Annotated in this window: 24 protein-coding genes and 1 pseudogene; 17 read left to right on the top strand and 8 right to left on the bottom strand. The window is 69.8% G+C overall.

Translation table 11 applies throughout. The features are described 5' to 3' along the window. Positions 1-5 precede the first annotated feature (5 nt). The 9 genes from Q0C41_RS01800 (at position 6) to Q0C41_RS01760 (ending at position 7862) form a co-directional block, all read left to right on the top strand. On the top strand, positions 6-1793 hold the full coding sequence (locus Q0C41_RS01800) for a hypothetical protein (RefSeq protein WP_291980729.1): 1788 nt from the start codon (positions 6-8) through the stop codon (positions 1791-1793). 161 nt (positions 1794-1954) lie between these two features. Then, positions 1955-2458, top strand: coding sequence for a hypothetical protein (locus Q0C41_RS01795; RefSeq protein ID WP_291980728.1), 504 nt, complete (start codon positions 1955-1957; stop codon positions 2456-2458). Beyond that, on the top strand, positions 2455-3153 hold the full coding sequence (locus Q0C41_RS01790) for a hypothetical protein (RefSeq protein ID WP_291980727.1): 699 nt from the start codon (positions 2455-2457) through the stop codon (positions 3151-3153). Before Q0C41_RS01795 ends, Q0C41_RS01790 begins: the two co-directional genes overlap by 4 nt. A 5-nt stretch (positions 3154-3158) precedes the next feature. Beyond that, entirely contained in the window at positions 3159-3398 is a 240-nt protein-coding gene (locus Q0C41_RS01785; protein ID WP_291980726.1) for a hypothetical protein, read from the top strand. Positions 3399-3456: 58 nt separating this feature from the next. Then, complete coding sequence (locus tag Q0C41_RS01780; RefSeq protein WP_291980725.1) at positions 3457-3915, top strand: MarR family transcriptional regulator; 459 nt, start codon at positions 3457-3459, stop codon at positions 3913-3915. A gap of 117 nt (positions 3916-4032) precedes the next feature. After that, positions 4033-5058 carry a cyclase family protein gene (locus tag Q0C41_RS01775; RefSeq protein ID WP_291980724.1) on the top strand — a complete coding sequence of 342 codons (1026 nt, stop codon included), beginning with the start codon at positions 4033-4035 and terminating at the stop codon, positions 5056-5058. A gap of 133 nt (positions 5059-5191) precedes the next feature. Then, entirely contained in the window at positions 5192-6031 is an 840-nt protein-coding gene (locus Q0C41_RS01770) for a fatty acid desaturase (RefSeq protein ID WP_367079083.1), read from the top strand. A 197-nt stretch (positions 6032-6228) separates the two neighbouring features. Beyond that, entirely contained in the window at positions 6229-7125 is an 897-nt protein-coding gene (locus Q0C41_RS01765; RefSeq protein WP_291980722.1) for a HAMP domain-containing sensor histidine kinase, read from the top strand. Beyond that, positions 7125-7862, top strand: coding sequence for a response regulator transcription factor (locus Q0C41_RS01760; RefSeq protein ID WP_291980721.1), 738 nt, complete (start codon positions 7125-7127; stop codon positions 7860-7862). Before Q0C41_RS01765 ends, Q0C41_RS01760 begins: the two co-directional genes overlap by 1 nt. 9 nt (positions 7863-7871) lie before the next feature. Here the strand turns inward: Q0C41_RS01760 and Q0C41_RS01755 are convergent, their stop codons facing one another. Genes Q0C41_RS01755 through Q0C41_RS01740 form a run of 4 tightly spaced genes read right to left on the bottom strand, consistent with a single transcriptional unit; the run spans position 7872 to position 11877 of the window. Then, entirely contained in the window at positions 7872-8726 is an 855-nt protein-coding gene (locus tag Q0C41_RS01755) for a prolyl oligopeptidase family serine peptidase (RefSeq protein WP_291980720.1), read from the bottom strand. Between the two features lie 28 nt (positions 8727-8754). Beyond that, on the bottom strand, positions 8755-10158 hold the full coding sequence (locus Q0C41_RS01750; protein ID WP_291980719.1) for a sulfatase-like hydrolase/transferase: 1404 nt from the start codon (positions 10156-10158) through the stop codon (positions 8755-8757). Continuing rightward, positions 10155-11075: a 3-hydroxyacyl-CoA dehydrogenase family protein gene (locus Q0C41_RS01745; RefSeq protein WP_291980718.1), complete on the bottom strand. Its 921-nt coding sequence runs from the start codon at positions 11073-11075 to the stop codon at positions 10155-10157. Before Q0C41_RS01745 ends, Q0C41_RS01750 begins: the two co-directional genes overlap by 4 nt. Before the next feature lie 19 nt (positions 11076-11094). Beyond that, positions 11095-11877 (bottom strand): DUF1080 domain-containing protein, encoded by a 783-nt coding sequence (locus Q0C41_RS01740; RefSeq protein ID WP_291980717.1) that lies wholly within the window; start codon positions 11875-11877, stop codon positions 11095-11097. Between the two features lie 127 nt (positions 11878-12004). On the opposite strand from Q0C41_RS01740, the gene Q0C41_RS01735 reads away from it, so the two are divergent. From Q0C41_RS01735 to Q0C41_RS01715, 5 genes are all read left to right on the top strand, one after another. Then, positions 12005-13672 carry an NAD-dependent malic enzyme gene (locus Q0C41_RS01735; RefSeq protein WP_291980716.1) on the top strand — a complete coding sequence of 556 codons (1668 nt, stop codon included), beginning with the start codon at positions 12005-12007 and terminating at the stop codon, positions 13670-13672. A 151-nt stretch (positions 13673-13823) separates the two neighbouring features. Next, positions 13824-14141, top strand: coding sequence for a ribosome assembly RNA-binding protein YhbY (gene yhbY / locus Q0C41_RS01730; protein ID WP_291980715.1), 318 nt, complete (start codon positions 13824-13826; stop codon positions 14139-14141). Positions 14142-14210: 69 nt separating this feature from the next. Next, positions 14211-14660 carry a hypothetical protein gene (locus Q0C41_RS01725; protein ID WP_291980714.1) on the top strand — a complete coding sequence of 150 codons (450 nt, stop codon included), beginning with the start codon at positions 14211-14213 and terminating at the stop codon, positions 14658-14660. Between the two features lies 1 nt (position 14661). Next, positions 14662-15327, top strand: a complete 666-nt coding sequence (locus Q0C41_RS01720) for a hypothetical protein (protein ID WP_291980713.1) — start codon at positions 14662-14664, stop codon at positions 15325-15327. Positions 15328-15388: 61 nt separating this feature from the next. Next, a complete protein-coding gene (locus tag Q0C41_RS01715) occupies positions 15389-16756 on the top strand; it encodes an enolase C-terminal domain-like protein (protein ID WP_291980712.1) in 1368 nt (455 codons plus the stop codon). Here Q0C41_RS01715 and Q0C41_RS01710 read toward each other — a convergent pair. Then, positions 16743-17057, bottom strand: a complete 315-nt coding sequence (locus tag Q0C41_RS01710; RefSeq protein WP_291980711.1) for a DUF2834 domain-containing protein — start codon at positions 17055-17057, stop codon at positions 16743-16745. The two genes, Q0C41_RS01715 and Q0C41_RS01710, sit on opposite strands and share 14 nt — an antisense overlap. On the opposite strand from Q0C41_RS01710, the pseudogene Q0C41_RS31310 reads away from it, so the two are divergent. Then, positions 17056-17259 (top strand): annotated as a pseudogene (locus Q0C41_RS31310) (helix-turn-helix transcriptional regulator); the annotation flags it as partial. The gene Q0C41_RS01710 and the pseudogene Q0C41_RS31310 sit on opposite strands and share 2 nt — an antisense overlap. A gap of 103 nt (positions 17260-17362) precedes the next feature. Here Q0C41_RS31310 and Q0C41_RS01700 read toward each other — a convergent pair. Further along, positions 17363-18193, bottom strand: coding sequence for an ATP-binding protein (locus tag Q0C41_RS01700; RefSeq protein ID WP_291980709.1), 831 nt, complete (start codon positions 18191-18193; stop codon positions 17363-17365). Between the two features lie 96 nt (positions 18194-18289). On the opposite strand from Q0C41_RS01700, the gene Q0C41_RS01695 reads away from it, so the two are divergent. Next, a complete protein-coding gene (locus Q0C41_RS01695) occupies positions 18290-19558 on the top strand; it encodes a porin (protein WP_291980708.1) in 1269 nt (422 codons plus the stop codon). Between the two features lie 16 nt (positions 19559-19574). Further along, a complete protein-coding gene (locus Q0C41_RS01690) occupies positions 19575-20846 on the top strand; it encodes a CotH kinase family protein (RefSeq protein ID WP_291980707.1) in 1272 nt (423 codons plus the stop codon). Between the two features lie 54 nt (positions 20847-20900). Here Q0C41_RS01690 and Q0C41_RS01685 read toward each other — a convergent pair whose 3' ends face one another. Then, positions 20901-21560, bottom strand: a complete 660-nt coding sequence (locus Q0C41_RS01685) for a carbonic anhydrase (protein ID WP_291980706.1) — start codon at positions 21558-21560, stop codon at positions 20901-20903. 71 nt (positions 21561-21631) lie between these two features. Beyond that, a complete protein-coding gene (locus Q0C41_RS01680; protein WP_291980705.1) occupies positions 21632-24727 on the bottom strand; it encodes a serine hydrolase in 3096 nt (1031 codons plus the stop codon). Positions 24728-24738 lie beyond the last annotated feature (11 nt).

Below are 24738 nucleotides of genomic sequence, written 5' to 3'. Positions count from 1 at the left end.
TGACCATGCGCGCTCATCGATGGTCCCTGCTCGCACTCGCGTGCATCGTCTCCGGCAGCGTCGGCCTCGCCCAGGTCGGGCGCGGCGGCACGCGATGGTTCGTCCCGCTGGCCGATGCGCAGCGCACGTCCTGGGTGCGCGTGGACGACAAGATCTCGGTCGCAGCACTGAGCGGGCCCGGCTTCGCCGAGCAGTGGCACGCCCGGCTCGGACGCGCCGCGGGTGTCTCGGGAGGCTTCGGCCAGGGCGTGACGGCGAGCGGTGTCACGCTGTTCGTGCCGATGTCGGTCGTCACCGGCGCGGGCGACCGCGTCTACGGCCTCGACAACGACAACGGCTTCGTGGTGTGGGAACGCGCGCTCGACCTCGAGGAGGCCGCGACCCTGCCGGCCTGCGCGGGGGCGGTGACGGCCGCGGCGACGCGCATCGTGCCACTCGACGCCTCGGCAACGGCCAACCCGCTGGCGCGGCCCGCGGGTCCTCCAGGCGTCGGCTACCGGACCCAGTTGGGGCGCCCCGGTGAGGGGGCCCCGGTGGACGTCGTACGCCGCCAGGCGCAGGCCGCCGCGAGGCCCGCGACGCCTCCGGGCAGCGCGGTCGCTGCGGGCTCGCCAGCAGCGGGCACTCCAGCCGCAGGCGCTCCAGCAGCCTCGTCGGCAGCCGCCACCACCACGGCGACCACCACCGCTCGCCCGCCGGGCTTCATCCCGGGCGCACCGCCGCCAGCGTCGCCCCCAACGGGAGCGCTCGCCAGGCCCTCGGGGGTCGTCTACGTCATCGCGCGCGACGGCCGGTTGCGCGTGCTCGGCCTGACGTCGGGCAAGGATCTGCAGCGCCCGGCGCGCTTCCTGCCGCGCGGTGCGCGATGGACGGCCCCGGTGGCCGTGGACACCACCCTGTACGCCGCCACCACCGGCGCCTGTGGCGGCACGCCTGACGCAGTCTGGGCGATCGATCTCGACAGCGACGCCAAGCCGGTCGTGTCCTGGCCGACCAACGGCGGTCCCGTGGCCGGTCCGGTCGCCGTCACCTCGCACGGCAGGCTGCTCGTCGCCGTGGGTGCGGGCACCGTCACCGGCGATGGCAAGGCCAACGCCATCGTGGCCCTCGACCCGAAGACCCTGGCCGTGACGGACTGGTTCACGCGGCCCGACGCCGACTTCGCCACCGGCCCCTCGGTCTTCCGCCAGGGTGACCGCGAGATCGTTGCTGCGGCCACGAAGGACGGCCGCGTGGTGCTGCTCGATGCCGCGTCTCTCGGCGGCGCCGACCACGCCACGGCGCTGGCGACCTCGGTCCCTCTTGCCGGCAGGGGCGCGTCGGTGACCCGCGACGCCATCGCCCTCTGGCAGCAGGAGGCGACCACGCAGATCCTCGTGCCCGTGAGCGGGCCGCTGGCCACGGCGGTGCCGCGCACGAACGGTCTCGCGGCGCGCGGCGGTGTCGTCGCGCTCGCCGTGCGCGAGACGTCCGGGACGCTCGCGCTCGACCCCGTGTGGACCTCCGGCGCGCTCACCGCTCCCGCCACGCCCCTCATCGTCAATGGCGTGGTCTTCGCGCTTGGCACCGGTGCACCCGCCAGAGCCGGCGCGGCCGCCACCGGCGCCACGCTGCACGCCTACGACGGCACCACCGGCACGCGGTTGTGGTCGAGCGGTCCGACGATGACCGGCCGCGCGTCGACGGGCAGTCTGTGGAGTGGCCTCGGGCAGGTGTACGTCGGCACCGAGTCCGGCATGCTGCACGTGTTCGGCGTCGACGACGAGCGCTACGCGATTCCGAGACGGCGGTAGGCCCGCGAAAGTCCGCCACCGCTCCGGGATCCTTCTCACCCCGGGCTGTCGCCCCCGCGAAGCGCCCGTCCCGGTGCGGCCTCCCACTGGCGTCGCACTTGCAGCAGTACCGGTGCACGCATTCGTGCCGGCACACTGCGGCACCAGGAGGGAGGGACACCATGAGGGATCAACGCTGGTGGCTCGGTCGCCTGCGGCGCGCAGGCACGTGTGTCCTTGGCAGCCTCGTCCTGACGACTGCCCCACTCGCGCGGGCTCAGCCCGTGTTGGCGCCGACCTTCACCGAGTTCCACCATCCGGCCCTCGGCGGCGGGAGCCCCGCCATCGTGGTCGGCCCGGACGGTGCCCTGTGGTTCCCGGCCGGCGACATGATCGTGCGCCTGACGACGAGCGGCGTCATGACCGACCACCCGCTGCCGCCCGACGGCCAGACCTATCCCAACGGCCGGGGGATCGGCGACATCACCGTCGGCCCCGACGAAGCGCTCTGGTTCACCGAAAGCGCACCGGGCCGGATCGGGCGCATCACGACCGACGGCGTCATCACGGAGCTGTCACTGGCCCCGGGTCGACAACCCCAGCACATCACCCTCGGGCCGGATGGGGCCTGTGGTACACCGAGTTCGCGGACCGCGTCGGTCGCATCACGACCGATGGCGCGGTGACCGAGTACACGATGCCGCCGTGTGGTCCGACGTGCAGGCCGCACCCGGCAGACATCGTCACGGGCCCGGACGGGGCGCTGTGGTTCACGAACCTCGGCGACAACCGTCTCTGGCGCATCACGACCAGCGGTCAGCTGACGGCGTTCGATCGATTCATCGTCCAGGTGGGCGCCCTCATGGTGGGTCCCGACGACGCGCTGTGGTTCACGGGGGCCGACTCGGCGGGTCCGGATGACCATATCGGGCGGATGACGACGGCTGGCGTGATGAGCGCGTTCCCGCTGCCGCTCTACCCGAGGCCGACGTACAACGGCGACAACAATCTGGCACCGGGCGCCCTGACGACCGGGCCGGACGATGCGCTGTGGTTCACCTCCAGCCGGGTCAACGTCATCGGACGCATGACCTGGAACGGGCAGGTCACGCTGCACGAGTTGCCCGACGTGCCGGGGACCGCCGACGTGTGGGTGTCGCGCGCCATCGTCACCGGCCCCGACCACGCGCTCTGGATCACCAACCGCGGCCGCGTCGTCCGCGCCGCGTTGACGGGCATGCCGGGGCGCGTGACGCTCGACATCAAGCCGGGCAGCTGTCGCAATCCGTTCAGCCGGGCCTCACATGGCGTGCTGCCAGCCGCGGTGCTGGCCGGCGACGGCGTCGACATCCGGGCGATCGCGCCGGAGACCCTGCGCTGAACGGCGTGCCGGCCCTGCGGTGGCGCACGGTGGACGTCGGTGGCGTGGGCGCCGGGTGTGCCGGCCAGGGGCTCGACGGGACGCCGGACCTGCTGCTCAGGTTCTCGTCGCAGGCCATCGCCGCGACGCTGCCGGCGACGACCGCGGGGCCGGTGTCACTCACGCTGACCGGCCGGCTGAAGCCCGAATACGGCGGCACCGCGATCGATGGCATGGACACGATCACGGTCGTCGGCAAGCGGTGACACACGCGCCCTCGGCCTTGACGCGTGTGTGCACACCACATACTGTGCGACACGCGACATGGCCGGGGGCATCAAGGGCACGCTGCAGCAGCGACGATTCAGGAATGCCCGCGAGTCGGCGTTCGTGGGCCTGCTCGTCGTGGCCGAGCGCGTCGGTCTGCAACTCGACGCGGTCTGCCAGCGGCACGGGATCACCCACACGCAGTACAACCTGCTGCGCATCCTCCGGGGGGCGCCCCCCGAAGGCCACCCGCGCTACGAGATCGCCAATCGTCTGATCGCCCGCGCCCCGGATGTCACGCGGCTGCTCGATCGCCTGGACCGACAGGGGCTGGTCGAGCGCGGCTGGGCGGCCGACAATCGCCGCCTGTCCGTCGCACGCATCACCGACAAGGGCCGTACGCTCCTGGCCGCCGTGGATCCGGAGGTGGTCGCGTTGCAGGACGCCGTGCTGAAGCCGCTCGGGCGCGCCCAGGTCGAAGCGCTGGCCGCGACGCTCGACGCCCTCGCCCGCTGACACCGGCAGGAACCTTCGGCGCCGAGTTCCCGTCTCTATTGCGTGTTGACAACACATGTTGTCGACAACACTTGAATGCCGTCCATTGGTCGCCGCTCTTCCCTCAGGAGTGTCCTCATGCCGTCCCGTCTGCTGGCCGTTCCGCTCACCATCGCCATCGCCGCGGCGCACGCCGCGCCGATGCCATCCCCCACCCACCCGTCGCGCAGTCCCTGGGGCCCAGCCGACGAGATCGGCACGCTGAACATGATGACGGCGCAGTCGCGGCAGGCCATCCTGGCGCGGGCCGACGCCAGTCGCCTGTACGACCTCTCGGTCGAGTACTTCGTGGGCATGCCCAGCTGGCACCTGCTGGGTGACCCGCGCTACCAGTACTGGCTGACGCACTCGCCACGCGGGACCGCCGTCGACGATCCGGCGGGCGTCGGCGCCGCGCAGAATGCCGCGGTGGCCTACACCGGTGACGCGATCTCGATGTACACCCACACCGGCACGCACATCGACGCCCTGAACCACTTCGGCCTGCAGGGCGCCATCTGGAATGGATACGCGGCCGACGAACACCTGGGGGACCGCGGCTGGAAGCGCGCCGGCGTCGAGAAGTTCCCGCCCATCGTCGCGCGCGGCGTGCTGATCGACGTGGCCGGCTTCAAGGGCGTGCCGGTGCTGCCCGACGGCTATCGCATCTCGGCAGCGGACCTGCAGGGCGCGCTCCGGCGGCAGCGCGTGGCCCTCCAGCCCGGCGATGTCGTGCTCATCAGGGGTGGGCGGATGACGACGTGGCCCGACGTCGACCGGTATGTCCTGCAGCAACCGGGGCTGTCGCTGGAGGCGGCGCGCTGGCTGGCCGAGGACCGACAGGCCATGGTCATCGGCGGCGACAACCTGAGCCTCGAGCACTTCCCCGTCGAGCCCGGCCATTCGTGGGTGCCTGTGCACACCTACCTGCTCGCCCAGCGCGGCGTCCCCATCGTGGAAGTCGTGGACCTCGAGGGTCTGGCACGCGACGGACTCCACGAGTTCGCCTTCGTCGCGGCCTCACTGAGGTTCCGCGGCGCGTCCGCCGCGCCCTTCCGCCCGATCGCCATGCCGCTCCGACCGGCGCCGGGACGGGGTGCCTCCGGGGGTGGTCCGGTGCCCTGACAGAACTATTACAGAGCGTCGGCACGGGCCGTGGCATCGTTGTGACTCCATGAGTGCCCCTGTCAAAGTCACGTCGCTCTATGGCCGCAAGGCTGCCGCCGGCCACGGCTACAACTGGATCACCATCGTCGCGATGACGGCGTTCCACATCGGCGCCATCGCGGCCTTTTTCTACATCGACTACGGCGCCATGCTGGCGGCGGCGATCATGTGGTTCGTCGCCGGCAGCCTCGGCATCGGCATGGCGTACCACCGGCTGCTGACGCACCGCGGCTACAAGACCTACAAGTGGGTCGAGTACTTCCTGACGGTGTGCGGCACGCTCGCCCTCGAAGGTGGCCCGATCTTCTGGGTGGCGACGCACCGCATCCACCACCAGCACTCCGACCATGAAGGCGACCCGCACACGCCGCGCGAGGGCACCTTCTGGGCCCACATGGGCTGGATCTTCATGGGCAAGGCCATGCACCACGACACCGCCGTGCTGCGTCGCTACGTGCCGGACCTGAGCAAGGATCCCGTCCACGTGTGGCTCACCGAGTGGCACTGGGTACCGCAGGTGGTCGTCGGCCTCGCGTTCGCCGTCTTCGGCGGGTTGCCGTACGTGCTGTGGGCCGTGTTCTTCCGCACCACCTACGGCCTGCACGCCACCTGGCTCGTGAACTCGGCGACGCACCTCTGGGGCTCGCGCCGCTTCAAGACCAGGGACGACTCGACCAACAACTGGTGGGTCGCCCTGCTGACCTTCGGCGAGGGCTGGCACAACAACCACCACGCCCACCCGGTCTCGGCCCGCCACGGCCTGGCCTGGTACGAGTTGGACATCAACTACATCAACATCAGCATCATGCGCATGCTCGGCCTCGCGTGGGACATCAAGGTCGCCCGCCTCGAGCACGTCCATCGCATGCCGCAGCAGACCGACGACGCCGTGGACATCTCCTCGGCCGAGCCGCTCATGATGGAGAAGTAGGCGTCACGTCAGCCGCGCAACACAGAAAGCCCCGGACGACCTCCGGGGCTTTCTGCGTCAGGGCGGCCTTGGGCCTTCGTCCTGGGGCCTTGGGCCTTCGCTCTTTTTGTCCTTCGCCTTTCGCCCTTCGCCCTTTCTCTTTCGACATTCCGGCATTCCGGCATTCCGGCATTCCGGCATTTCTGTAAGATCGCCCCGTGACTCGCCGCAACACCGCGACGATCGTCTTCGTGACGCTCTGCGTCGTCCTCGTGGCGGCGGCGGTGACGCTCAACATCGGCTGGATCTACGTGCACGGCCGCAGCCTGCTGGCCCTCGTGCTCGGGGTCACGGCCTTCGCGCTGATCATCGCCGGCATCATCGTCTACACCGTCTTCCTGGTGCGCGAACTCCATCGCAACGATCAGCAGGACGCGTTCCTCAACGCCGTCACCCACGAACTGAAGACCCCGATCGCCTCGATCCGCCTCTACCTGCAGACGCTGCAGTCACGTGAGGTCTCCGAGACCCAGCGCGCCGACTTCTACCGCATCATGCTCGACGATGCCGATCGGCTGCAGCAGACCGTCGAGCAGGTGCTCAAGGCCGGGGCCGCGAGCCAGCGCGTCGGCCTGCAGCATCGCGCGCCGGTGGACGTCGGCCTCCTCGCCGGCGAGGTGCTCGAGGTCGCACGCCTGCGGCACCACCTCACGGCCGACACCTTGACGCTCGCGGTCATCGCGCCCGAGGGGGCCGTCGTCGAGGGCGACGCCGAGCAGTTGCGCAGCGTGTTCTCGAACCTGATCGACAACGCCGTGAAGTACTCGCACGACCGCGTGCAGGTGGCGATGGAGGTCGCGGTGCCGTCGCCCAGCCAGGTTCGCGTGCGCGTCGTCGATCAGGGGGTGGGCATCCCGCAGGCGCAACTGAAGCGCATCTTTCGACGCTTCCATCGCTTCCAGTGGCGCGGGTCGAAGGTCAAGGGCACCGGGCTCGGCCTGTACATCGTGCGCTCGATCGTCAAGCAGCACGGCGGTCGGGTCTACGCGACCAGTGACGGCGAAGGACGCGGATCGACGTTCACAATCGAGCTGCCGCGACTGGAGACGACCTGATGCCGCACATCCTGGTGGTCGAGGACGAGCCGCATCTCGCCATGGGGCTGCAGTTCAACCTGGAGGCCGACGGGCATGAGGTGGACGCGGCCGCAGACGGCGAGACGGCCCTGCGGGTGCTCGCCGAGGCCCGCGTGCCGTTCGATGCCGTGGTGCTGGACGTGATGCTGCCGGGCAAGAACGGCTTCGAGGTGACGCGCGCGCTGCGCGAGCGCGGCGACTACGTCCCCATCCTGATGCTCACCGCGCGCAGCCGCCCCGAGGACGTGCTGCTCGGCTTCGACGCCGGCGTGGACGACTACCTGCCCAAGCCCTTCGAACTCGCCATCCTGCTCGCCCGCGTCCGCAGCCTGCTGCGACGCAGCGCGTGGGCCCGCAGCGCGCCACCGCCGGAACGGCCACCGGAGATCTACCGTTTCGCCGGCAACACATTCGACCCGTCCACGCTCGAACTGCGAGTCGGCACGCTGCCGTACCACCTGACGGCGATGGAAGCCGATCTGCTGCAGTACCTGCTGAAGAACGCCGGCAAGGTGGTGTCGCGCAAGGCCATCCTCGAGGACGTGTGGGATCTGCACGAGGACACCGACACGCGAGCCATCGACAACTTCATCGTCAGGCTTCGACGCTTCCTCAACGAGGACCCGGCCACGCCGAGGCACGTCGTCACCGTGCGCGGTGTCGGCTACCGGTTCGTTGCCGATCCCGTCGACACCGACGCCAACGGACTCGGGTAGGGCACGCGGTCACCGGGCGAGTTGCTCATCGAACCAGGCCGCCATGACGGCGACCTCCTCGGCGATGGTCATCCACGGATGGCCTCCGCCCGGCTTGACGATGAGGCGTGCGTCGCCGCCAGCCTCCTTCAGCACGCGGACCATCTTCTCGGACTGCTGCAGCGGCACGGTCGGGTCGGCGTCGCCGTGGATCAGCAGCACCGGCGGCAGCGCGCGCGTCACTCGCCGCGCCGGCGAGAGGTCGCGCGCCTTCTGCTCGATCTCCTGCGGGGTGCGCCCGGCCTGGCCGCCGCTGAAGAACAGGCCCTCGAGGCCATCGACGAGCCTGCCGCTGGTCCCCCACTCGAGGAAGTCCGTCGGCGGAAAGAAGACGGCGGCCGCCTTGATGTCGAGCCCTGGCGCCGTCGCGAGCGCCAGCAGCGTCAGGTGTCCACCGGCCGAGGCCCCCGTCATGCCGATCCGGGTCGGGTCGATGCCGTAGGTCGAGGCACGCGATCGGATGAACGTGACGGCGCGACCGATGTGCTCCACCATCCTGTCGGCCGGAAACAGCGTCCGCGACCCGGGACGCACCATGAAGACCGTGTAGCCGCGGGCGCAGTAGATGTCGAAGAGACGCGCCTGCAGGTGCTGGCGGACCTGCGCCTCTTCCGAGAACCACGCCCCTGACAGGACGTCGACGATCGCCTTGCCGTTCTTCGGGCCGGTCGGCGTGAAGACATCCATCACCAGCCCGACGCCGTTGCTCAGGCCATAGACGACGTTCTCGGTGCGGGTGTACGAGTCGGGTCGTGCCTGCGCCGCGGCAAGTCCGGACACAGACAGACACAGGAGCAGCTGAGCGACGACCAGGCGAAGACGCATCCGCCGATTCTACTGGCGGTTCACGTCGTCAGCGGCGCACGTCGTCACGCCAGCGCGCGAGGGCGGCGGCCAGCCGGGTGCGGTCGGTCGCGTGGGCTGGGTCGTCGACGAGATTGCGCAGTTCCTCGGGATCGCGTCGCAGGTCGAAGAGCTGCCGATGGTCCCACTCGGGCCACTCGACGTACTTCCAGTCGCGACGCACCACGGCCTGCGACGAGGGAATGCGCTCCCGGCGCGTGATCGTCGGGTGCTCGTAGAAGAACTCGTCGCGCCAGGCGACGGGGTTGTCTCCCAGATAGAGCGCCGCGAGATCGCGCCCCTGCATCGACGCCGGCACCGGGTGGCCGGTCGCGGCGAGCACGGACGGGGCCACGTCGATGTTGAGGGCGAGCGCCTGCTCGACCCGGCCGCGGCGACTGGCGTCCAGCCGCGGGTCATGGACGATCAGCGGCACCCGGATCGACGCCTCGTACGGGTACCACTTGTCGGCGAGGCCGCGATCGCCGTGAAAGTAGCCGTTGTCGCCCACCACCACGATGAGGGTGCGGTCGTACACGCCCTGTGCCTTCAGCTCGTCGACGACGCGGCCGATGGCGCGGTCCACCTCGGAGATGAGGCGGTAGTAGCGCGTCATGAAGGCCTGGTACCGGTCGGGCGTGTCGAAGCGCCAGTGATACCGCACACGGCCCTCGTTGGCGTCGGCCGAGAGGAAGGGCGGCAGCGCCTGCTGGTACGCCGCGTCACCGTGGCGTGGGGGCGGGATGGTCACGCCGTCGTACAGGGCGCGGCTCCAGTCCTGGGGCAGGTACTGGTCCTTCGCGTTGTCCTCGGCGTGCGGCGCGAAGAACCCGACGGTCAGGACGAACGGTCGTCCCGCCGGCCGCGTGCGCAGGAAGTCGAGGGCGTCGCGCGTGTTCCTCTCCGTCACGTGGACGCGCGCGCCGTCGGCATCGGTCATCCAGTGCGCGCCGTGGTAGGCCCGCACGACGTCGTAGTCCTCGACGCGGGGCTTGCCGACGTCGTACTTGCCGACGTGGCCGGTCCAGTAGCCGGCGCGACGCAGCACGCCGGGGTACGTGGCGGCAAAGGCCTCGGGCGTCAGCGGCGTGCCGAAGGCGGTGATGCCGTGCCGCGACATGTACTGACCGGTCAGCATCGTCGCCCGGCTGACCATGCAGATCGATGTCGTGACGCGCGCTTGTTCGAAGCGCACGCCTCCGGCGGCGAGCTGATCGATGCGCGGCGTGCGGACCACCGGATTGCCGGCCGCGCCGATCGAGTCCCAGCGGATGTCGTCGATGATCAGCACCACGACGTTCATCGCGGGTGGCACGACCTGCGCCGCCAGAGGGTGATGGCCGGCACGCAGTCCACCCATGGCGATGGCAAGCAGCACCGCCACCCACAGCCGCCGACCGAGGCCCATCGTCATGCCTCGCCTCTGGTCAGCGCGAGCAGATGCGCGGCGAGCCGGGCGCGAGTCGCTTCGGCCTCCTCGGGCGTCCAGCGCCGCAGGCCCGCGCCTGCCTTCATGCCGGTGTCGCCGCGCGCGATCGCCTCGTCGAGCAGCGGCGACGGCGCCGCGCCAGTCGCCAGGTCCGGGAACAGCAGGGCATGCAGGTTCCGCGTCAGCTCGAGTCCGATGAGATCGGCGTTCTCCATCGGGCCGAGCACGGGCAGCCGCAGGCCGAAGCTGCTCTTGACGACGATGTCGATGGTCTCGGCGTCGCAGACACCGGCCTCGACGAGCGCGAGGGCTTCGCGCCACATCGCCTGGTTGAGGCGGTTGCCGATGAAGCCGGTGACATCCCGGTGGACGACGACCGGCGTCTTGCCGGCGTCGCGCAACAGCGTCACGACCCGATCGACCACCTCCGCGCCGGTCCACGCCGTGCGGATGACCTCGACCAGCGGAATCAGATGCGGGGGATTCCACCAGTGCGTCCCGACCAGACGACGGCGCGCCTCATCGTCGAGGCGCGCGCCGAGGCGCGTGATGGGGATCACGGAGGTGTTGCTCGCGAGGATCGCGTGGGGCGGGGCCAGCGCGGCGACCTCGGCAAACAGGTCCTGCTTCAGGGCGACGACCTCCGCGACGGCCTCGATGACGAGGTCGACGCCCTGGACGGCGTCGGCCAGTGACGGCGTCGTGCGCATCCGGGCCAGCACGGGAGCGGCGTCCACGGCCGCCTCCTCGAGGTTGCGCGTGACCCGGCCGAGAGCGCTGCCGAGTGCCGTGGCATCGGTGTCCGTGAGGCAGACGCGATGTCCGGCCGCGGCCAGCACCTGGCCGATGCCATGGCCCATCAACCCGGCGCCGAGCACGGCGACCGACAGCGGTGACGACATGGGCAGTCCGGAAGGCGTGCTACTTCGCGACGGTGCCGACGAGCGACCGGCCTTCCGCCTCGCCGATCTCGCGCACGAAGACGTTGCGGAAGCGGACCTCGGAGCCGTGGGTCTGCAGCTCGATCGAGCCGGTGGGCAGCACCGGCTGCGTGCGGTCGAAGAAGTTGTCGAGGACCTGGCCGACGACGACCGGCGTGTCGTTGAGGGTGACCCAGACCCGCGTGCCGACCATCTTGATCGTCATGCGGTTCCACTGCCCGATCGGCTTGTCGGCCAGGGCGAGCGGCCAGCGGCCCGGGTTGTCCGGGTTGTTGTTCCACAGCCCGCCGGAGCCCTTGTCGGCGCCGCTCTTCTTGTCGCGGGCGCTGGCGGGATCCCAGATCTGCACCTGCGGATAGCTGCGGAGATAGATGCCCGAGTCGCCGCCGGGCTGCGTGAGCATCCAGTCGACGTGGAACTCGAAGTCGCCGTACGGCTTCGCGGTGGCCAGGTGCACGCCCTTGCCGTCGGAGACGAGCTCACCGGTGGCGGTGTCGACGCGCCAGTGCAGGTCGCGGTCGGCGTTCCACTCGGCCTGCTTCGCCGCGCGCTCCTCGGGCGTGAACTTCGCCTCGACGTACGGGCTGAAGACGCCACCGCCACCGGGTCGCCCGCGCCAGCCATCGAGGTTCTTGCCGTTGAAGAGCGCCGTGAAGCCCGCGGGGGGCCTGGGGGCGGCGGTCTGCGCGAGCACCTCCGCCGACACGCTGCAGCCAAGAATCGTCACGACCGCCATCGCGGTCCACGTCGAACGCACGTACATGAGCGGAACTCCTCCGGGCGATACTCTCCCACAGAATGCGGCAGGATCCACCGACACATGCCCATCTGGCGATGAAGGCATGCGAGATGCGAAGACACGACCCGGTGCCGACGCCTATCCTGCTCGGATGAGTTCCCCGTCTCCCGCCGATCTGTCCGCGTGGGGCGCCCCGATGCCACCACGTGGCGCGGCGCTGCTCACCGATCCGCTGTTGAACAAGGGCACCGCGTTCACCGAGCGCGAGCGCGATGCGCTCGGGTTGCGGGGCCTGCTGCCCCCCCGCATCTTCACGCTCGAGGAGCAGGCCAGCCGGAGTCTCGCGGCCGTGCACCGCAAGCCGGATGCGCTGGAGAAGTACATCTACCTCACCAACCTCCAGAACCGGAACGAGGTGCTGTTCTATCGCGTGGTGATGGATCACATCGAGGAGATGGTGCCGCTGATCTACACGCCGACGGTCGGGCAGGCGTGCCTCGAGTACGGCGCCATCTACCGACGGCCGCGCGGCCTCTTCCTGACGCTGCGCGACAAGGGCCGCATCGCCGAGGTGCTGCGCCACTGGCCGGTGCAGGGCATCCGCCTCATCGTCGTGACCGACGGCGAGCGCATTCTCGGGCTCGGCGACCTCGGCGCGCTCGGGATGGGGATTCCGGTCGGCAAGCTGTCGCTGTACACGGCGTGCGCGGGCGTCCATCCGTCCTACACGCTGCCGATCACCATCGACGTCGGCACCGACAACCAGGACCTGCTCGACGGCCCGGTGTATATCGGCCTGCGACAGAAGCGGGCGCGTGGCGAAGAGTACGACGCCTTCATCGAGGAGTTCGTCGAGGCGGTCGCCACGGTGTTTCCCAAGGCCCTGCTGCAGTGGGAAGACTTCGGCAACACGAATGCCTTCCGGCTGCTGGGCGCCTATCAGCAGCGGCTGCCGAGCTTCAACGACGACATCCAGGGGACGGCGGCGGTCGCCCTGGCCGGCGTGATGGCGGCGCTGCGGGTCACGGGCGGCACGCTGGCCGACCAGAAGCTGCTCTTCCTCGGCGCGGGCGAGGCCGGCACCGGCATCGCCGATCTGTACGTGGCCGCGGCGACGTCGGCGGGCATGGGCGAGGCCGAGGCCCGGGCCCGCTGCTGGTTCGTCGACTCGAAGGGCCTGGTGGTGCAGTCGCGCACCGACCTCGCGCACCACAAGCTCCCGTACGCGCACGCACACGAGTACCTGCCGAGCCTGGCCGAGGCCGTGGCCGCGCTGAAGCCGACGGCGCTCATCGGCGTCTCGGGCATGCCGCAGACGTTCACGCAGCCGATCGTCGAGCAGATGGCGTCCCTGAATCAGCGGCCGATCGTCTTCGCGCTGTCGAACCCGACGTCCAAGGCGGAGTGCACGGCCGAGCAGGCCTACGCCTGGTCGGACGGGCGCGCGATCTTCGCCTCGGGCAGTCCGTTCGCGGAGGTGGAGTTCAAGGGCCGACGACACGTGCCGGGTCAGGGCAACAACATCTACATCTTCCCTGGCGTCGGGCTGGGCGTCCTGGCGAGCGAATCGCGCGAGGTGACCGACGCGATGTTCCTGGCCGCGGCGCGCACCCTCGCCGACATGGTGGACCCGGCCGACCTCGACCTCGGCCGCGTCTATCCGGCACTCACCCGCATTCGGGAAGTGTCCCTGCGCATCGCCACGGCGGTGGCCGCCAACGCCCACGACTCGGGCCTGGCACGCGCCTCCCGGCCGGAGGACCTGGCGCAGGACATCCGAGCCCGGATGTTCGAACCGGTGTATCGCGAGTACGCGTGACCATCGGCCCTGGGGCCCTGGGGCCTTGGGCCTTGGGGCCTGGGCCTTGGGCCTTGGGCCTTGGGCCTTGAGCCCTGAGCCTTGGGCCTTTCCCTTTGAGCCTTGAGGCCTGAGCCCTGAGCCCTTCAACGGCTGGCGTACGATCGTCGGCATGACCGACGCTCCTGACCGGACGCCTGCGGCCTCGCCCGCGCCGCCCCTGACCACACGCGAGCGCGCCGGGCTCAAGGCCCGCGCCCACGCCCTCGAACCGGTCGTCCGCGTGGGGCACGCTGGCGTCACGGACGCCCTCATCGGCAGCATCGATCGGGCCCTGCTGGCACACGAACTGATCAAGGTGAAGATCGGCGAAGGCGAGCGGGAGGACCGCGCCGAGGCCACGACGGCCATCTGCGCCCGCACGGGCGCCGCCCTGGTGCAGAGTGTCGGCCGGGTGATCGTGCTCTGGCGGCCCGCGCCGGAGGCCTGAGCCCCTCGAGCCCTCGCCGCCACACCTGGCCCGGCTCATGAGTTGGCGCGCGGGTCCGATGAATGGGCCATGGCTTCGGTGTCCCCTCCCTGGGTGGCGGTGCTCGGCGGACTGGCGCTGATGGCGTCTGCCTGCAGTCCCGGCGCCGCCCCCGCCTCGACCGCCAGCGCCGATGCGTCGCGCGACCAGGTGTCGTGCAACGTCGCGCGCGGCGAGCACAGCCTGTGCCTCGAACAGCTCGACCCCCTCGATGCCACGCGTCGGCTGTCGCTGGTCGCCCAGTGCACCGAGAGCGGCGGTGCGCTGGTCGAGCGCTGCCCCACCCGGCACCTGGTCGGCGTCTGCGAGGTGCAGCAGGACACGCGACTGGCCTGGAGCCTCAATGCCGTCACCCGGGTCCACCACTACATCCACCCCGATGTCCTGACACCCGAGATCGTCGAGTCGCTGGTCGCGCGCTGTGGGGGACCAGCCGGGCAGTGGACGCCCGTCGCGCCTGCGGACGGGACGGAGTCCTGACATGCGGAACCCACGACTTCTGCTGGCGACACTCGCGGTGACGCTGACCTCGGCGTGCGGACTGGCCCCCGCGCCCCCGGACGCGCTTGCGCCGTATGCCTCGGCGACGCTCACGGCCGGCGAGGGCCTCGGCGACCTCCGCTTCGACACCACGACCCTGCGCCCCTTCCTGGCCGGCTTTCCCGGCGGACGTCTGGCGGCGGTCGGCGGCGACGAAACCGGTGTGGAAGTGGTGTTCCCGGCCCAGGGGCTCGCGTTCCTGTTCGTGCTGGACGAGAGCTGCACCTCGGAGGTCGGGGCGCGCACACGGCAGCTGTTGACGGATCTGGGACGCGCCGATGCCTTCTTCGCCGCCCATCCGGACTGTGGATCGGCGCCGCTGCGCAGCATCTCGGTGAGCGCGGGAACGGAGCCGGAGCAGACGTTCTACACGGGTCGGACCGACGCCGACCTGCCGCTGTTCGCCCCGCTCGACGACCTGCAGGCGCAGGAGGGCGACCCGGGTGACGTCCGCGGCCTGTGGCTGGCCGACAGCAGCACCGCCGACGAGCGGTTCGACACCCACGCCTACCCGCGCGGCATCGTCTACATGGTGGGCGAAGCCACCGACGGCCCCGCGAAGGACCATCTGGTCGTCCAGAAGATTGCCATCTTCCCGGCGCAGTAGCCCGCGCGGCGCTTGACACGCCCCGGGCCTCGACAGACCATGCGGCTCTCCAGGAGACCGCATGAATCGACGTGACGTGCTGCGCAAGCTCGCGGCGGCCCCCGCGATGGCCGGGGCCACCCTCGCAACCGGCCGCGAGGTCCTCGCGCAGGTCCCGGCGGTGCCGCCCGCGCCTCGCGGGTTGCCCCCCATCCGCATCCGGGACATCCAGGTCGTGCTGACCGCGCCCAATGGCATCCGTCTGGTCGTGGTCAAGGTGATGACCGATCAGCCCGGCCTGCACGGCTGGGGCTGCGCCACCTTCACCCAGCGCGCCCTCGTCGTCCAGACCGCGATCGACCAGTATCTGCGGCCCTTCCTCGTGGGTCGCCGTGTCGACGAGATCGAGGACATCTGGCAGTCGATGTACGTGAGCTCCTACTGGCGCAACGGCCCCGTGCTGTTCAACGCCATGAGTGGCGTGGACATCGCCCTCTGGGACATCCTCGGCAAGCGCGCCGGCCTGCCGCTGTACCAGTTGCTCGGCGGCAAGGTGCGGCACGGTGCCGACTGCTACTACCACGCGAGCGGCCGGGACTTCGCCGAGGTGACCGACAACGCGCGCAAGGGCATCGCCGCCGGCTTCCGCCACGTGCGCGTGCAGGGCGGCGTGCCCGGCCTGGCCACCTACGGCGCGCGCAGCGACGCCGCGACCGCCGGCTCCGCCGATGAAGCGATCGGGCCGACCAACCCGCGCGCGATCTGGGAATCGGCCGGGTACGTGCGCATGCTGCCGAAGCTCTTCGCGCACCTGCGCACCGCGCTCGGCGACGAGGTGCAGCTGCTGCACGACGTGCACGAACGCGTGCAGCTCAACGAAGCCATCAACCTCTGCAAGGCGCTCGAGCCGTACAACCTGTTCTTCCTCGAGGATCCGTTTCCGCCCGAGGACAACGCCTGGTTCCGCCAGCTGCGCCAGCAGACCAGCATCCCGCTCGCGATGGGCGAGCTGTTCAACACCGTGCAGGAATACCTGCCGCTCATCTCCGAGCGCCTGATCGACTTCATCCGCATCCACATCTCGCAGATCGGCGGCCTCAGCCCGGCGCGCAAGGTGGCGGCGCTGTCGGAGTTCTTCGGCGTGCGCACGGCCTGGCATGGCCCGGGCGACGCCTCGCCGGTGGCGCATGCGGCACAGCTCGCGCTGGAACTCTCCACCTACAACTTCGGCATCCACGAGGGCGGGGCCTTCCCCGCCGAGACGCGCGAGGTGTTCAAGGGCGCGCCGGAACAGAAGAACGGCTACATGGTGGCCAACGACGCGCCCGGGCACGGCGTCGAGGTGGACGAGGCGCTGGCCGCGAAGTTCCCGTTCAAGCCAGGTCCCCCCAACTTCGACTACTCGTGGGGCACGACCCGACGACGTGACGGCACGGTCATCCGGCCGTGACGAGGGGGCGCGTGGCCCGACGCTCGCGCACCACCAGGTAGAAGAGCGGCCCGAACGACCCGGCCACGAGGGTGACGAGGACGAACGGCCACGCGTTCAGGCCGCGCGCCGAGGCGTCGCGGACCATCCAGATGCACGAGAGCAGGGCGAGAATCACCAGGTCGGCCAACACCTGGCCAGCGCCCCAGCTCTGGAAGTGCGGCGCGAGGATGCCGATGAAGCCGACGTCGGCGAGTGCGATCGCCGTCAAGGCGCCGAACAGCGCAATCACCATGGAGAGGGCCAGCAGGCGGGTCGTCATGTGCGTTCTCCTCGAGAAGGGGTCCGACGCCAGACTGCCCGTGTCCTTCCCGCACCTGCTTCGCTCGTGGCGCCAGAAGCGCCGGCTGTCGCAGCTCGGGCTCGCCCTCGAGTCCGTGGTGTCACAGCGGCACGTGAGCTTCCTCGAGTCTGGCCGCGCCCACCCGAGCCGGGCGATGCTGCTGCAGCTGGCCGACGGCCTGCGGTTGTCGCTGTTCACGGTCATCGCGACCTTCGGCACCGCTCAGGACGTGCCGGCCGATGACGCCACCGAGCGCCTCCTGCGTCAGGCGGCGGCCGATCCGCTCACTCCAGGTGCTTGACCAGCAGGACCTCGTTGCCCATCGGGTGATAGAGCACTTCATCGACCAGCTGCCGCGACAGCATCAGGCCGAAGCCCCCCGGCCGCAGGCCTGCCTGCTCGCGTCGCTCGATGTGCGAGATCGGATCGCCGGCTGACGCCACGTGTGGCAGCGCACCGGCGACGAAACCCGGCCCCGGATCGCGGAAGTAGAACGTCAGGGCACGCTGCGTGCGGATGGCATCGACGCGGACGTCCTTCCCCGCATCCAAGCCCGCACCGTGCTCGATGGCGTTGAGCAGAATCTCCCTGAACGCCATCAGCAGCAGGTCCATGGTCGGCGCCGGGAACAGCCGTCGATGGAGCTGGCCCATGAACGTGACGAGTCGATCGGCGCTCACGAGGTGCGCACTGACCCGCAGCGAGATCCAGTGCGGCGACGCGCCGAGCACGCGAATGCCATGACTGTCCCAGTCGTGGTCGTCGGCCGCCTTGCGCACGAGGTCGGCGATCTGATCGGGATGGAAGGGCCTGGTGAAGACGGCGAAGACGTGCGCCCGCAGCGCGGCGATGACGGCCTCGGGCGTGGCGTCGTCGGCGAGGAACACCGCGCGCACGCCAGGGCGCAGCGCCCGCGCCTGCTCCAGAAACGCGAGATCCTCCTCGAACGACGACGCCGGACTGAGGAGCATCGCGTCGAAGGGCGTGTCGGCCAGGCGACGGAGTGCGGCCGCGGCGGTCGTCACGTGCTCGACGTGGAGATTCTCGAGTCCTGGCAGTCTGTTGAGAATCTCGTCGTCGTCGGCAATCTGCTGGACGACGAGCAGGCGGGCCATGGCAGCATCCTCTTTCACACCACTGCCACACTCTGGCATGGCGTCGCACCACTATCGCATGACACCATGGCCTGTCAGGTGATTCACGTGACGTCCATGCGACGCTGTGCCCTGCTCCTTGCCACCTCGTTGCTCTGCGGCGCCCCGGCCGCGTCCGCCCAGCCCCCCGCAGCCCGCGGGTTCGGCTGGAAGAACGAGCGCCCCGCCCTGATCTTCGGCGACGACCTCTACGTCACGCTGCGATCACGGCTGGTGTTCGACACGCGAGGCTTCGACCCCGACGTCGACGAGGACACCTACCGGCTCGACGTGGCGCGCATCGGGCTCAAGGGCGAACTGACGCGGCACGTCGATTTCGAGATCGAGCGCGAGATCGACGACAACGGCGAGTGGGAGGACTGGAAGGACGTCTACGTCAACTGGGACACGTTCGACCGCGCCGGCGTCAGGGCCGGCCGGTTCAAGATCCCGTTCGGGTTCGAGCAGAATCTCGGGCGCACGGAGATCGACTTCATCTACCGGGCCCGCATCTCCACCCAGCTGACGCCGGCGCGCGACACGGGCGTCCTGCTGCACGGGCGCGCATTCGGGCGCGGCCTCACCTACGAAGTGGGCGCGTTTGCCACGGACGGAGACATCGGCAAGCTGACCGAGCCTCAGTTCACGCCAGACGCCGAGGATGACCTGGGGCCCACCTACGCCGGCCGTGTCACGGCGGCGCTCCTGCGTCCACTGGTGGGCGAGGACACCGTCCTGCGATCGCTGCGGGTGGGAGCGGCCTATACCAATGGCCAGCTGCCAGAAGGCCTCAACAGCCTGCGAGGCGAGACGCCCTACGGCTACGACTACTTCGAGCCCGTCTACGTGAACGGGCGCCGGCAGCGGCTCGGGCTGGAACTCGACTGGACGCCGGGCCCGTACGGCCTGCGCGCCGAGTGGATCCAGTCGCGCGAGGACCGCCGTGGCCAGGGACTCGGCAACGTGGACCTGTCCGATCTGCTCGGCACGGGATGGTACGTGGCTGGCACCTGGCTGGTCACGGGCCAGGACAAGGACGACAACATCAGCATGAAGCGCTCGGTGGTGCGCGGCGGACCGGGCGCCATCGAGCTGGCGGCGCGGTACGAGGAACTGGCCTTCGGCAGCGTGAACAGGGACGGCCCGGCGTTGAGCAATCCGCGCGCTGATCACCTGGTCGAGAACAGGACCCGCATCACCACCGCTGGCGTGAACTGGTACGTGATGCCGCACGTGAAGGTGGTCCTCAACGCGCTTCACGAAACTTTCACGGATGCGACACGAACTCCGAAGGCCGGTGCGTCGTCCTTCCTGTCAGGTGTCGTCCGGTTGCAGGTGGTGTTCTGAGGAAGTGAGGGATCGCATGTCGTCGTCAGGTCGGCTGGCCCGCTGGCTGGGGGTGCTGGTCGCCGTGGTCCTGTGCACCGCCCGTCCGGCGCTGGCCCAGGGCACCGACGTCCTCTTCGACATCACGACGCTGCACCGCGTCGATCTGCTGATGCACTCGCAGGACTGGGAGAAGCTCAAGCAGAGCTTCCAGGAGAACACCTACTACCCGGCCGATCTGCGCTGGAACGACCTGACGGTCCGCAACATCGGCATCCGCTCGCGCGGGCTCGGATCGCGCAGTGCCACCAAGCCCGGCCTGCGGGTCGATTTCGATCGCTACGCCAGCGCCCAGACCTTCCTCGGCCTCAAGTCGATCGTGCTCGACAACCTGACGCAGGACCCGTCGGGTGTGAAGGAGAGCGTGACGATGCGGCTGTTCGCCCGGATGGGTGTGCCGGCCTCGCGTGAGTCCTTTGCGCGGCTCTACGTCAACAACGAGCTCATCGGCCTCTACGCCATCGTCGAGTCGGTGGACAAGGACCTGCTGGCACGCGTCTTCGGCGAGATCGACGACAACGTCCAGAACGACGGCTATCTGTTCGAATACAACTACGTCCTCGGGGCGCCCTGGCGGTTCGAGTACCTCGGCGCCGACCTCGCGCCGTACGGCGAACGGTTCGATGCCAAGACGAGGGAGGACAGGAGCGACGGCGAGAAGTGGGGCCCGATCGAGGAACTGGTGCGGCTGGCCAACGAGACACCCGCGGAGTCCCTGACGGCGCCCCTGGCCGACCGCCTCGACCTGCCGGCGTTCATCCGCTACGTTGCGCTCCAGAACTTCGTCGCGCAGAACGACGGCTTCCTCGGCTACGACGGCATGAACAATTTCTACCTGTACCGCCTGGAGGACCGCAGCCAGCACGTGTTCATCGCGTGGGACGAAGACAACGCCTTCCAGAACGCCGACTTCCCCGTCACGATGCGTCACGACGAGAACGTCCTGCTGCGCAAGCTTCTCGCCACGCCGGAGTGGCGCGCCCAGTACTTCGCGGTGCTCGATGAGGCGGCGGCGACCGCGGCACAGGTCGATGAGGGGCAGACCGACGGCTGGTTGCAGGCGGAGATGCGCCGCCAGCTCGACGCCATCGCGGACGCGATGCGCGAGGACCCGTCCAGGCCGTACAGCAACGACGACCACGTGGCGGCGCGGGAGACCCTTCTGGCGTTTCCGGCCGCGCGCATCGCCTTCGTGCGGTGCGACTCGGCCCGTGCCATGGACGCGCCGCTGCCCGACGGCTGCTTCTGATCCCCGAGGCCCTGGCAGCCCCTCGCAGGGCACACGCTCGCCTGGCGGTCCGTCTCAGGGCACGCGGGCGGCGAGTTCGTCGTGCAGCGTGTCGATGGCGACGCGCTTGACGGCCAGCGCGCCCGTGTCCACGGCCGCCTTGATGGCCGGGCGGGCGAGGAACTCGGCGATGCGGGACTCGCGCTCGTCGACGGCGGAGGCCAGCGACGGGTACCGGGCGCGCAGCGCCTCGGTCTTCGCGACGCGCTCGGCGGCACAATCGGAATGCGTGGTCAGCACCACCAGCTTGACGCCGTTCTCGACGGCGAGTTCCAGCATCTCTTCCTCGCGCTCGCTCATCACCGACCCGGCCGTGCGAATCACGTAGTAGTAGTGACGCGTGTCGCCGACCAGTTCGTTGGTGTCGATGCGGGCGTCCATGCACACGACCAGCGCCACGAGTGCGTGACGCGGCGTGCGCGGGAAGGTGTGCCGCATGCCCGCAGCCCGGCCGTTCTGCTTCTGCAGTTCGGCCCAGACCTGCTCGGGCGTGATCTCGTGGTGGTGCTCGAAGTCGTAGCTCTCGAGGCCGTCCTGCAGTCCGTAGCCGGCGTCGATCAGCGCCCCGCCGACGACGAACTGCGACTGCTGTCCCACCGATGTCCAGCGTGCCCCGGCGACGATCACGGCGCCGAGCACCACCATTGCGAATCCAGCCAGCAGCGTCTTCCTCATGCGGGGACCTCGAGGCCCGGTGTCGCGGCGATTATGACGCGCACGGTCGGGCTGTCAATCTCCCGCGCCGGTCACCGCAGACGCGTCGCCAGCGCGTTGGTGCCAGCCGCCCACGTGACACCGCCGGCATTCGAGTACATGGCGCGTTCGACGACGATCTCCGCGGGCGTGGTGCCGAGACTCTCGATCAGCGCGCCGAACCGGCGGCCGGCCGCTTCGGGGAACTCCGCGGCGACCGCGACGTTGGCCCGACTCGTCTCCGGCAGGTCGAAGGTCCGCACCGCGCTGGTGCCATCCTCGAACATCAGCGTGACTCGGGCCTGCCCGGTGCGCGAGGACGTGTTCGCCACCAGGATGTAGGTCTCGTAGGCGGCGCCGCCACCGCCGATCTCGCCCTCGGCGAGCGCCCACGCCGTGCCCGTGAACGTGGCGCCGGCAGAGTTGTGTGCCTCGTGCCACGAGTTGCCATCGCCCGGCCACCACATGGCGCGCTCGACGATGACCGGCACGCCGTTGGTCACCTCCACCGTGGTCGAGACGGCCGTGTCCGCGAGCGGGAATCCGGTGGTCCCGTCCGGTGTCTCGACATCGACCCAGATGTTCTGTCGCGAGTTGGCCGGAATCGTCATCGCCTTCGTGTAGGTGGTGCCGTCGGGCAGCAGGTAGGTCACGACGGCCTGCGCATCGGCGCCGTTGGGATTGGCCAACAGGACGAACAGGTCGAAGTAGGCGCCGGTGGCGCCCTCGGCCAGGAACCAGCGGGTGCCCGGCGTGGTGATGCCGGCGCTTTCATGCCCGGCATTGAAGGTGCGTCCCTGATTCGACCGGTACATCGCCCGCTCGACGATGATCGGCACGGCGTCGATCGACTCGATGACGGCGCTGACGTCGGTGTCGATGAGGGCCTGGCCGATGCCCGGGAACTCCTCGACGTCGACCCAGATGTTGGTGCGGGAGTTCGGCGCGAGCGTGTAGGTCTTCTCGAGCGGTGCGCCGACGGGACGCAGATAGCGGACCCGAACCGGACGGGTGGTGTCCGACGGGTTCTGCAGCAGATAGAAGAGGTCGAAGCCGCTGTGCGTCGCGCCTTCGGCGAGATACCACGTCGGCGCTGGCGCCACGACGGCCGTCTCGGCGTGGGCACCGTAGCCGCCATCACCCCACCGCATGGTGCGGTCGACGACGAGGGTCTGGTCGGCCTCGACAATGGTCGAGAACTCGGCGACGGCCAGACCGGGGACGTCCTTGGCCGCGACGGTGGCGCGCGTGCTCGGCCCCACCTTCAGATAGTGACCGACGCGCGTGCCATCGGCCTTGAGGAACCGCATCAGCACGTTGGCCGCCTTCGACGACGTGTTGACGATGGCGAACGACGAATCGAACAGCGACGACGTGGCGCCTTCGGCGAAGTAGCGGACGACAGTGCCCCGCGGATGTGTTCCGGCGGCGTACTCCGCCGCGTTCGAGATGCCGTCGCCATCCGCGTCACCGATCGCACCGTTGGGGCCGGTTCCCGAGGCCGGGTCGAGGCCGAACTGCACCTCCCAGTCCGTCGGCAGCCCATCGCCGTCGTCGGCGCCGAGTTGCAGTTCGACTGGCTCCGGTTCTCCGACCACACCGTCGCGCACGACCTCGAGCGTGGCCGTGCCAACCGTCGTCAACGCTGGCACGAGGGCGTCGATCCGATCCGGACTGACCGAATACAGCCCTGCGACCTGGCCGTTGATCCGCACCTGCACACCCGAGAGCGTCGTCGGCAGTGCCACCGACTGGTTCGAGGTCCCGGCGAGACGCCAGCCATGGATCGAGAAGCGACGGCCGGGGGTGAGGCCGGGCAGGCCTGTGGTGGCATCGACCACGCCCCGCTGCGCGCGGATCTGCGGCACGACCGCCGTCGAGTCGATGTAGGCCGCAGTGCTGCCGATATCGGTGCCAGGATTCGGCACGGCGGCGACGGCGCTGAACATGCGGTTGGAGATCGGGCCGGCGTCGCTGTCGTTGACGTCGCCCGAAGAGTTGGTGATGTAGGCGTAGGAGCGGCCGTTGGGCAGGTAGTACACCTCGGAGATCGTCCCGCGCAGTCCGCCAGCGAACCGGATGCGATTGCCGGCCGCCACCGGGAAGATCTGCCAGCCGAGGCCGATGTACCCGGACGAGCCCGGGGGCAGGAAGGACGGCAGCGCCTGAATCGCCGTCAGCGTCGCCGGCTGAAAGATCGACGGGCGGCCCGGCCGACCGAACACGCCATCGATGAGGCGGACCAGGGCCGGCGCCGTCGCCAACCAGCCCCCGGAGCCTTCCATGCTCTCCAGGTAGAACTCGCCGTACGGTCGGGGCACGTTGCCGGTGACCCAGGGAAACACACTCGGGACGGGCGTGACCGAGGGGGCGACGAAGTACGCGGCTTCGTGGCGGCTCGCTGTCGCCGGCTGTGAGCGGCCCTCGACGAGCGTCCGTCCGATGCGCATCGACGTCCGGATGCCGAGCGGCTCCAGCACGGTCTCGCGCGTGTACTTCTCGTAGGGCATGCCCGAGACACGTTCGACGACGAGCGCCAGCATGGCGTACGCAATGCCGGTGTACTCGTATCTGGTGCCTGGCTCGAAGTGCAGGGCCCGCTGGAACATCCATCGGGTGACGTCGGTCGACGTCGCCGGTCCGCGAATCCCCAGCGCCGGCGCGATGGTGCGGCTGCTCTGAATGGGCTCGCCACCGGTGGCCCGGGCCCACCCGAAGGAATGCTGCAGCAGGTGGCGCAGGGTCACCCGTGTCCACCGCTGATCGACGACGCCGCCAGGGGGCACCAGGTCAGGCAGCCGATCGATGATCTTGTCGTCGAGCGACAGCTGCCCGGCCTCCATGAGCGTCAGGATGGCCATGGCCGTCACGGGCTTCGAGATGCTGCCAATCCGCAGCATGGTGGTCGGCCGCATCGCCCGACCGGTCGCCGAATCCGCGAAGCCGACGGCCCCGCCGCAGTTCAGCGTGCCCTGCGTCGACATCGCGAAGCTCATGCCGGTGAGCTCGAACTCGACACGGGCCGCGCGCATGGCGTCCTGGGCGGCGGTCGGGCAGGAGTCGAACACTTCCGGCGGAGCCTGACTCGACAGCACGAGGGGGGTGGCGAGCAGGAGCGAGACGACGAGCGGGAGAGTCCTGGAGCGCATGTGGCGTGGCA

It is taken from the genome of Luteitalea sp. (assembly GCF_022842525.1).
Lineage (GTDB): Bacteria > Acidobacteriota > Vicinamibacteria > Vicinamibacterales > Vicinamibacteraceae > Luteitalea.
The sequence above is the reverse complement of the archived record's forward strand: the minus strand, read 5'-3'. Positions and strand labels throughout refer to the sequence as shown.

What these genes read in the sequence shown, in the direction of transcription:
- Q0C41_RS01800 (WP_291980729.1), top strand. Translation starts at nt 6, where the DNA reads ATGCGCGCTCATCGATGGTCCCTGCTCGCACTCGCGTGCATCGTCTCC.
- Q0C41_RS01795 (WP_291980728.1), top strand. Translation starts at nt 1,955, where the DNA reads ATGAGGGATCAACGCTGGTGGCTCGGTCGCCTGCGGCGCGCAGGCACG.
- Q0C41_RS01780 (WP_291980725.1), top strand. Translation starts at nt 3,457, where the DNA reads ATGGCCGGGGGCATCAAGGGCACGCTGCAGCAGCGACGATTCAGGAAT.
- Q0C41_RS01775 (WP_291980724.1), top strand. Translation starts at nt 4,033, where the DNA reads ATGCCGTCCCGTCTGCTGGCCGTTCCGCTCACCATCGCCATCGCCGCG.
- Q0C41_RS01770 (WP_367079083.1), top strand. Translation starts at nt 5,192, where the DNA reads ATGACGGCGTTCCACATCGGCGCCATCGCGGCCTTTTTCTACATCGAC.
- Q0C41_RS01760 (WP_291980721.1), top strand. Translation starts at nt 7,125, where the DNA reads ATGCCGCACATCCTGGTGGTCGAGGACGAGCCGCATCTCGCCATGGGG.
- Q0C41_RS01755 (WP_291980720.1), bottom strand. Translation starts at nt 8,726, where the DNA reads ATGCGTCTTCGCCTGGTCGTCGCTCAGCTGCTCCTGTGTCTGTCTGTG.
- Q0C41_RS01750 (WP_291980719.1), bottom strand. Translation starts at nt 10,158, where the DNA reads ATGACGATGGGCCTCGGTCGGCGGCTGTGGGTGGCGGTGCTGCTTGCC.
- Q0C41_RS01745 (WP_291980718.1), bottom strand. Translation starts at nt 11,075, where the DNA reads ATGTCGTCACCGCTGTCGGTCGCCGTGCTCGGCGCCGGGTTGATGGGC.
- Q0C41_RS01740 (WP_291980717.1), bottom strand. Translation starts at nt 11,877, where the DNA reads ATGTACGTGCGTTCGACGTGGACCGCGATGGCGGTCGTGACGATTCTT.
- Q0C41_RS01735 (WP_291980716.1), top strand. Translation starts at nt 12,005, where the DNA reads ATGAGTTCCCCGTCTCCCGCCGATCTGTCCGCGTGGGGCGCCCCGATG.
- yhbY (WP_291980715.1), top strand. Translation starts at nt 13,824, where the DNA reads ATGACCGACGCTCCTGACCGGACGCCTGCGGCCTCGCCCGCGCCGCCC.
- Q0C41_RS01725 (WP_291980714.1), top strand. Translation starts at nt 14,211, where the DNA reads ATGGCTTCGGTGTCCCCTCCCTGGGTGGCGGTGCTCGGCGGACTGGCG.
- Q0C41_RS01720 (WP_291980713.1), top strand. Translation starts at nt 14,662, where the DNA reads ATGCGGAACCCACGACTTCTGCTGGCGACACTCGCGGTGACGCTGACC.
- Q0C41_RS01715 (WP_291980712.1), top strand. Translation starts at nt 15,389, where the DNA reads ATGAATCGACGTGACGTGCTGCGCAAGCTCGCGGCGGCCCCCGCGATG.
- Q0C41_RS01710 (WP_291980711.1), bottom strand. Translation starts at nt 17,057, where the DNA reads ATGACGACCCGCCTGCTGGCCCTCTCCATGGTGATTGCGCTGTTCGGC.
- Q0C41_RS01700 (WP_291980709.1), bottom strand. Translation starts at nt 18,193, where the DNA reads ATGGCCCGCCTGCTCGTCGTCCAGCAGATTGCCGACGACGACGAGATT.
- Q0C41_RS01695 (WP_291980708.1), top strand. Translation starts at nt 18,290, where the DNA reads ATGCGACGCTGTGCCCTGCTCCTTGCCACCTCGTTGCTCTGCGGCGCC.
- Q0C41_RS01690 (WP_291980707.1), top strand. Translation starts at nt 19,575, where the DNA reads ATGTCGTCGTCAGGTCGGCTGGCCCGCTGGCTGGGGGTGCTGGTCGCC.
- Q0C41_RS01685 (WP_291980706.1), bottom strand. Translation starts at nt 21,560, where the DNA reads ATGAGGAAGACGCTGCTGGCTGGATTCGCAATGGTGGTGCTCGGCGCC.
- Q0C41_RS01680 (WP_291980705.1), bottom strand. Translation starts at nt 24,727, where the DNA reads ATGCGCTCCAGGACTCTCCCGCTCGTCGTCTCGCTCCTGCTCGCCACC.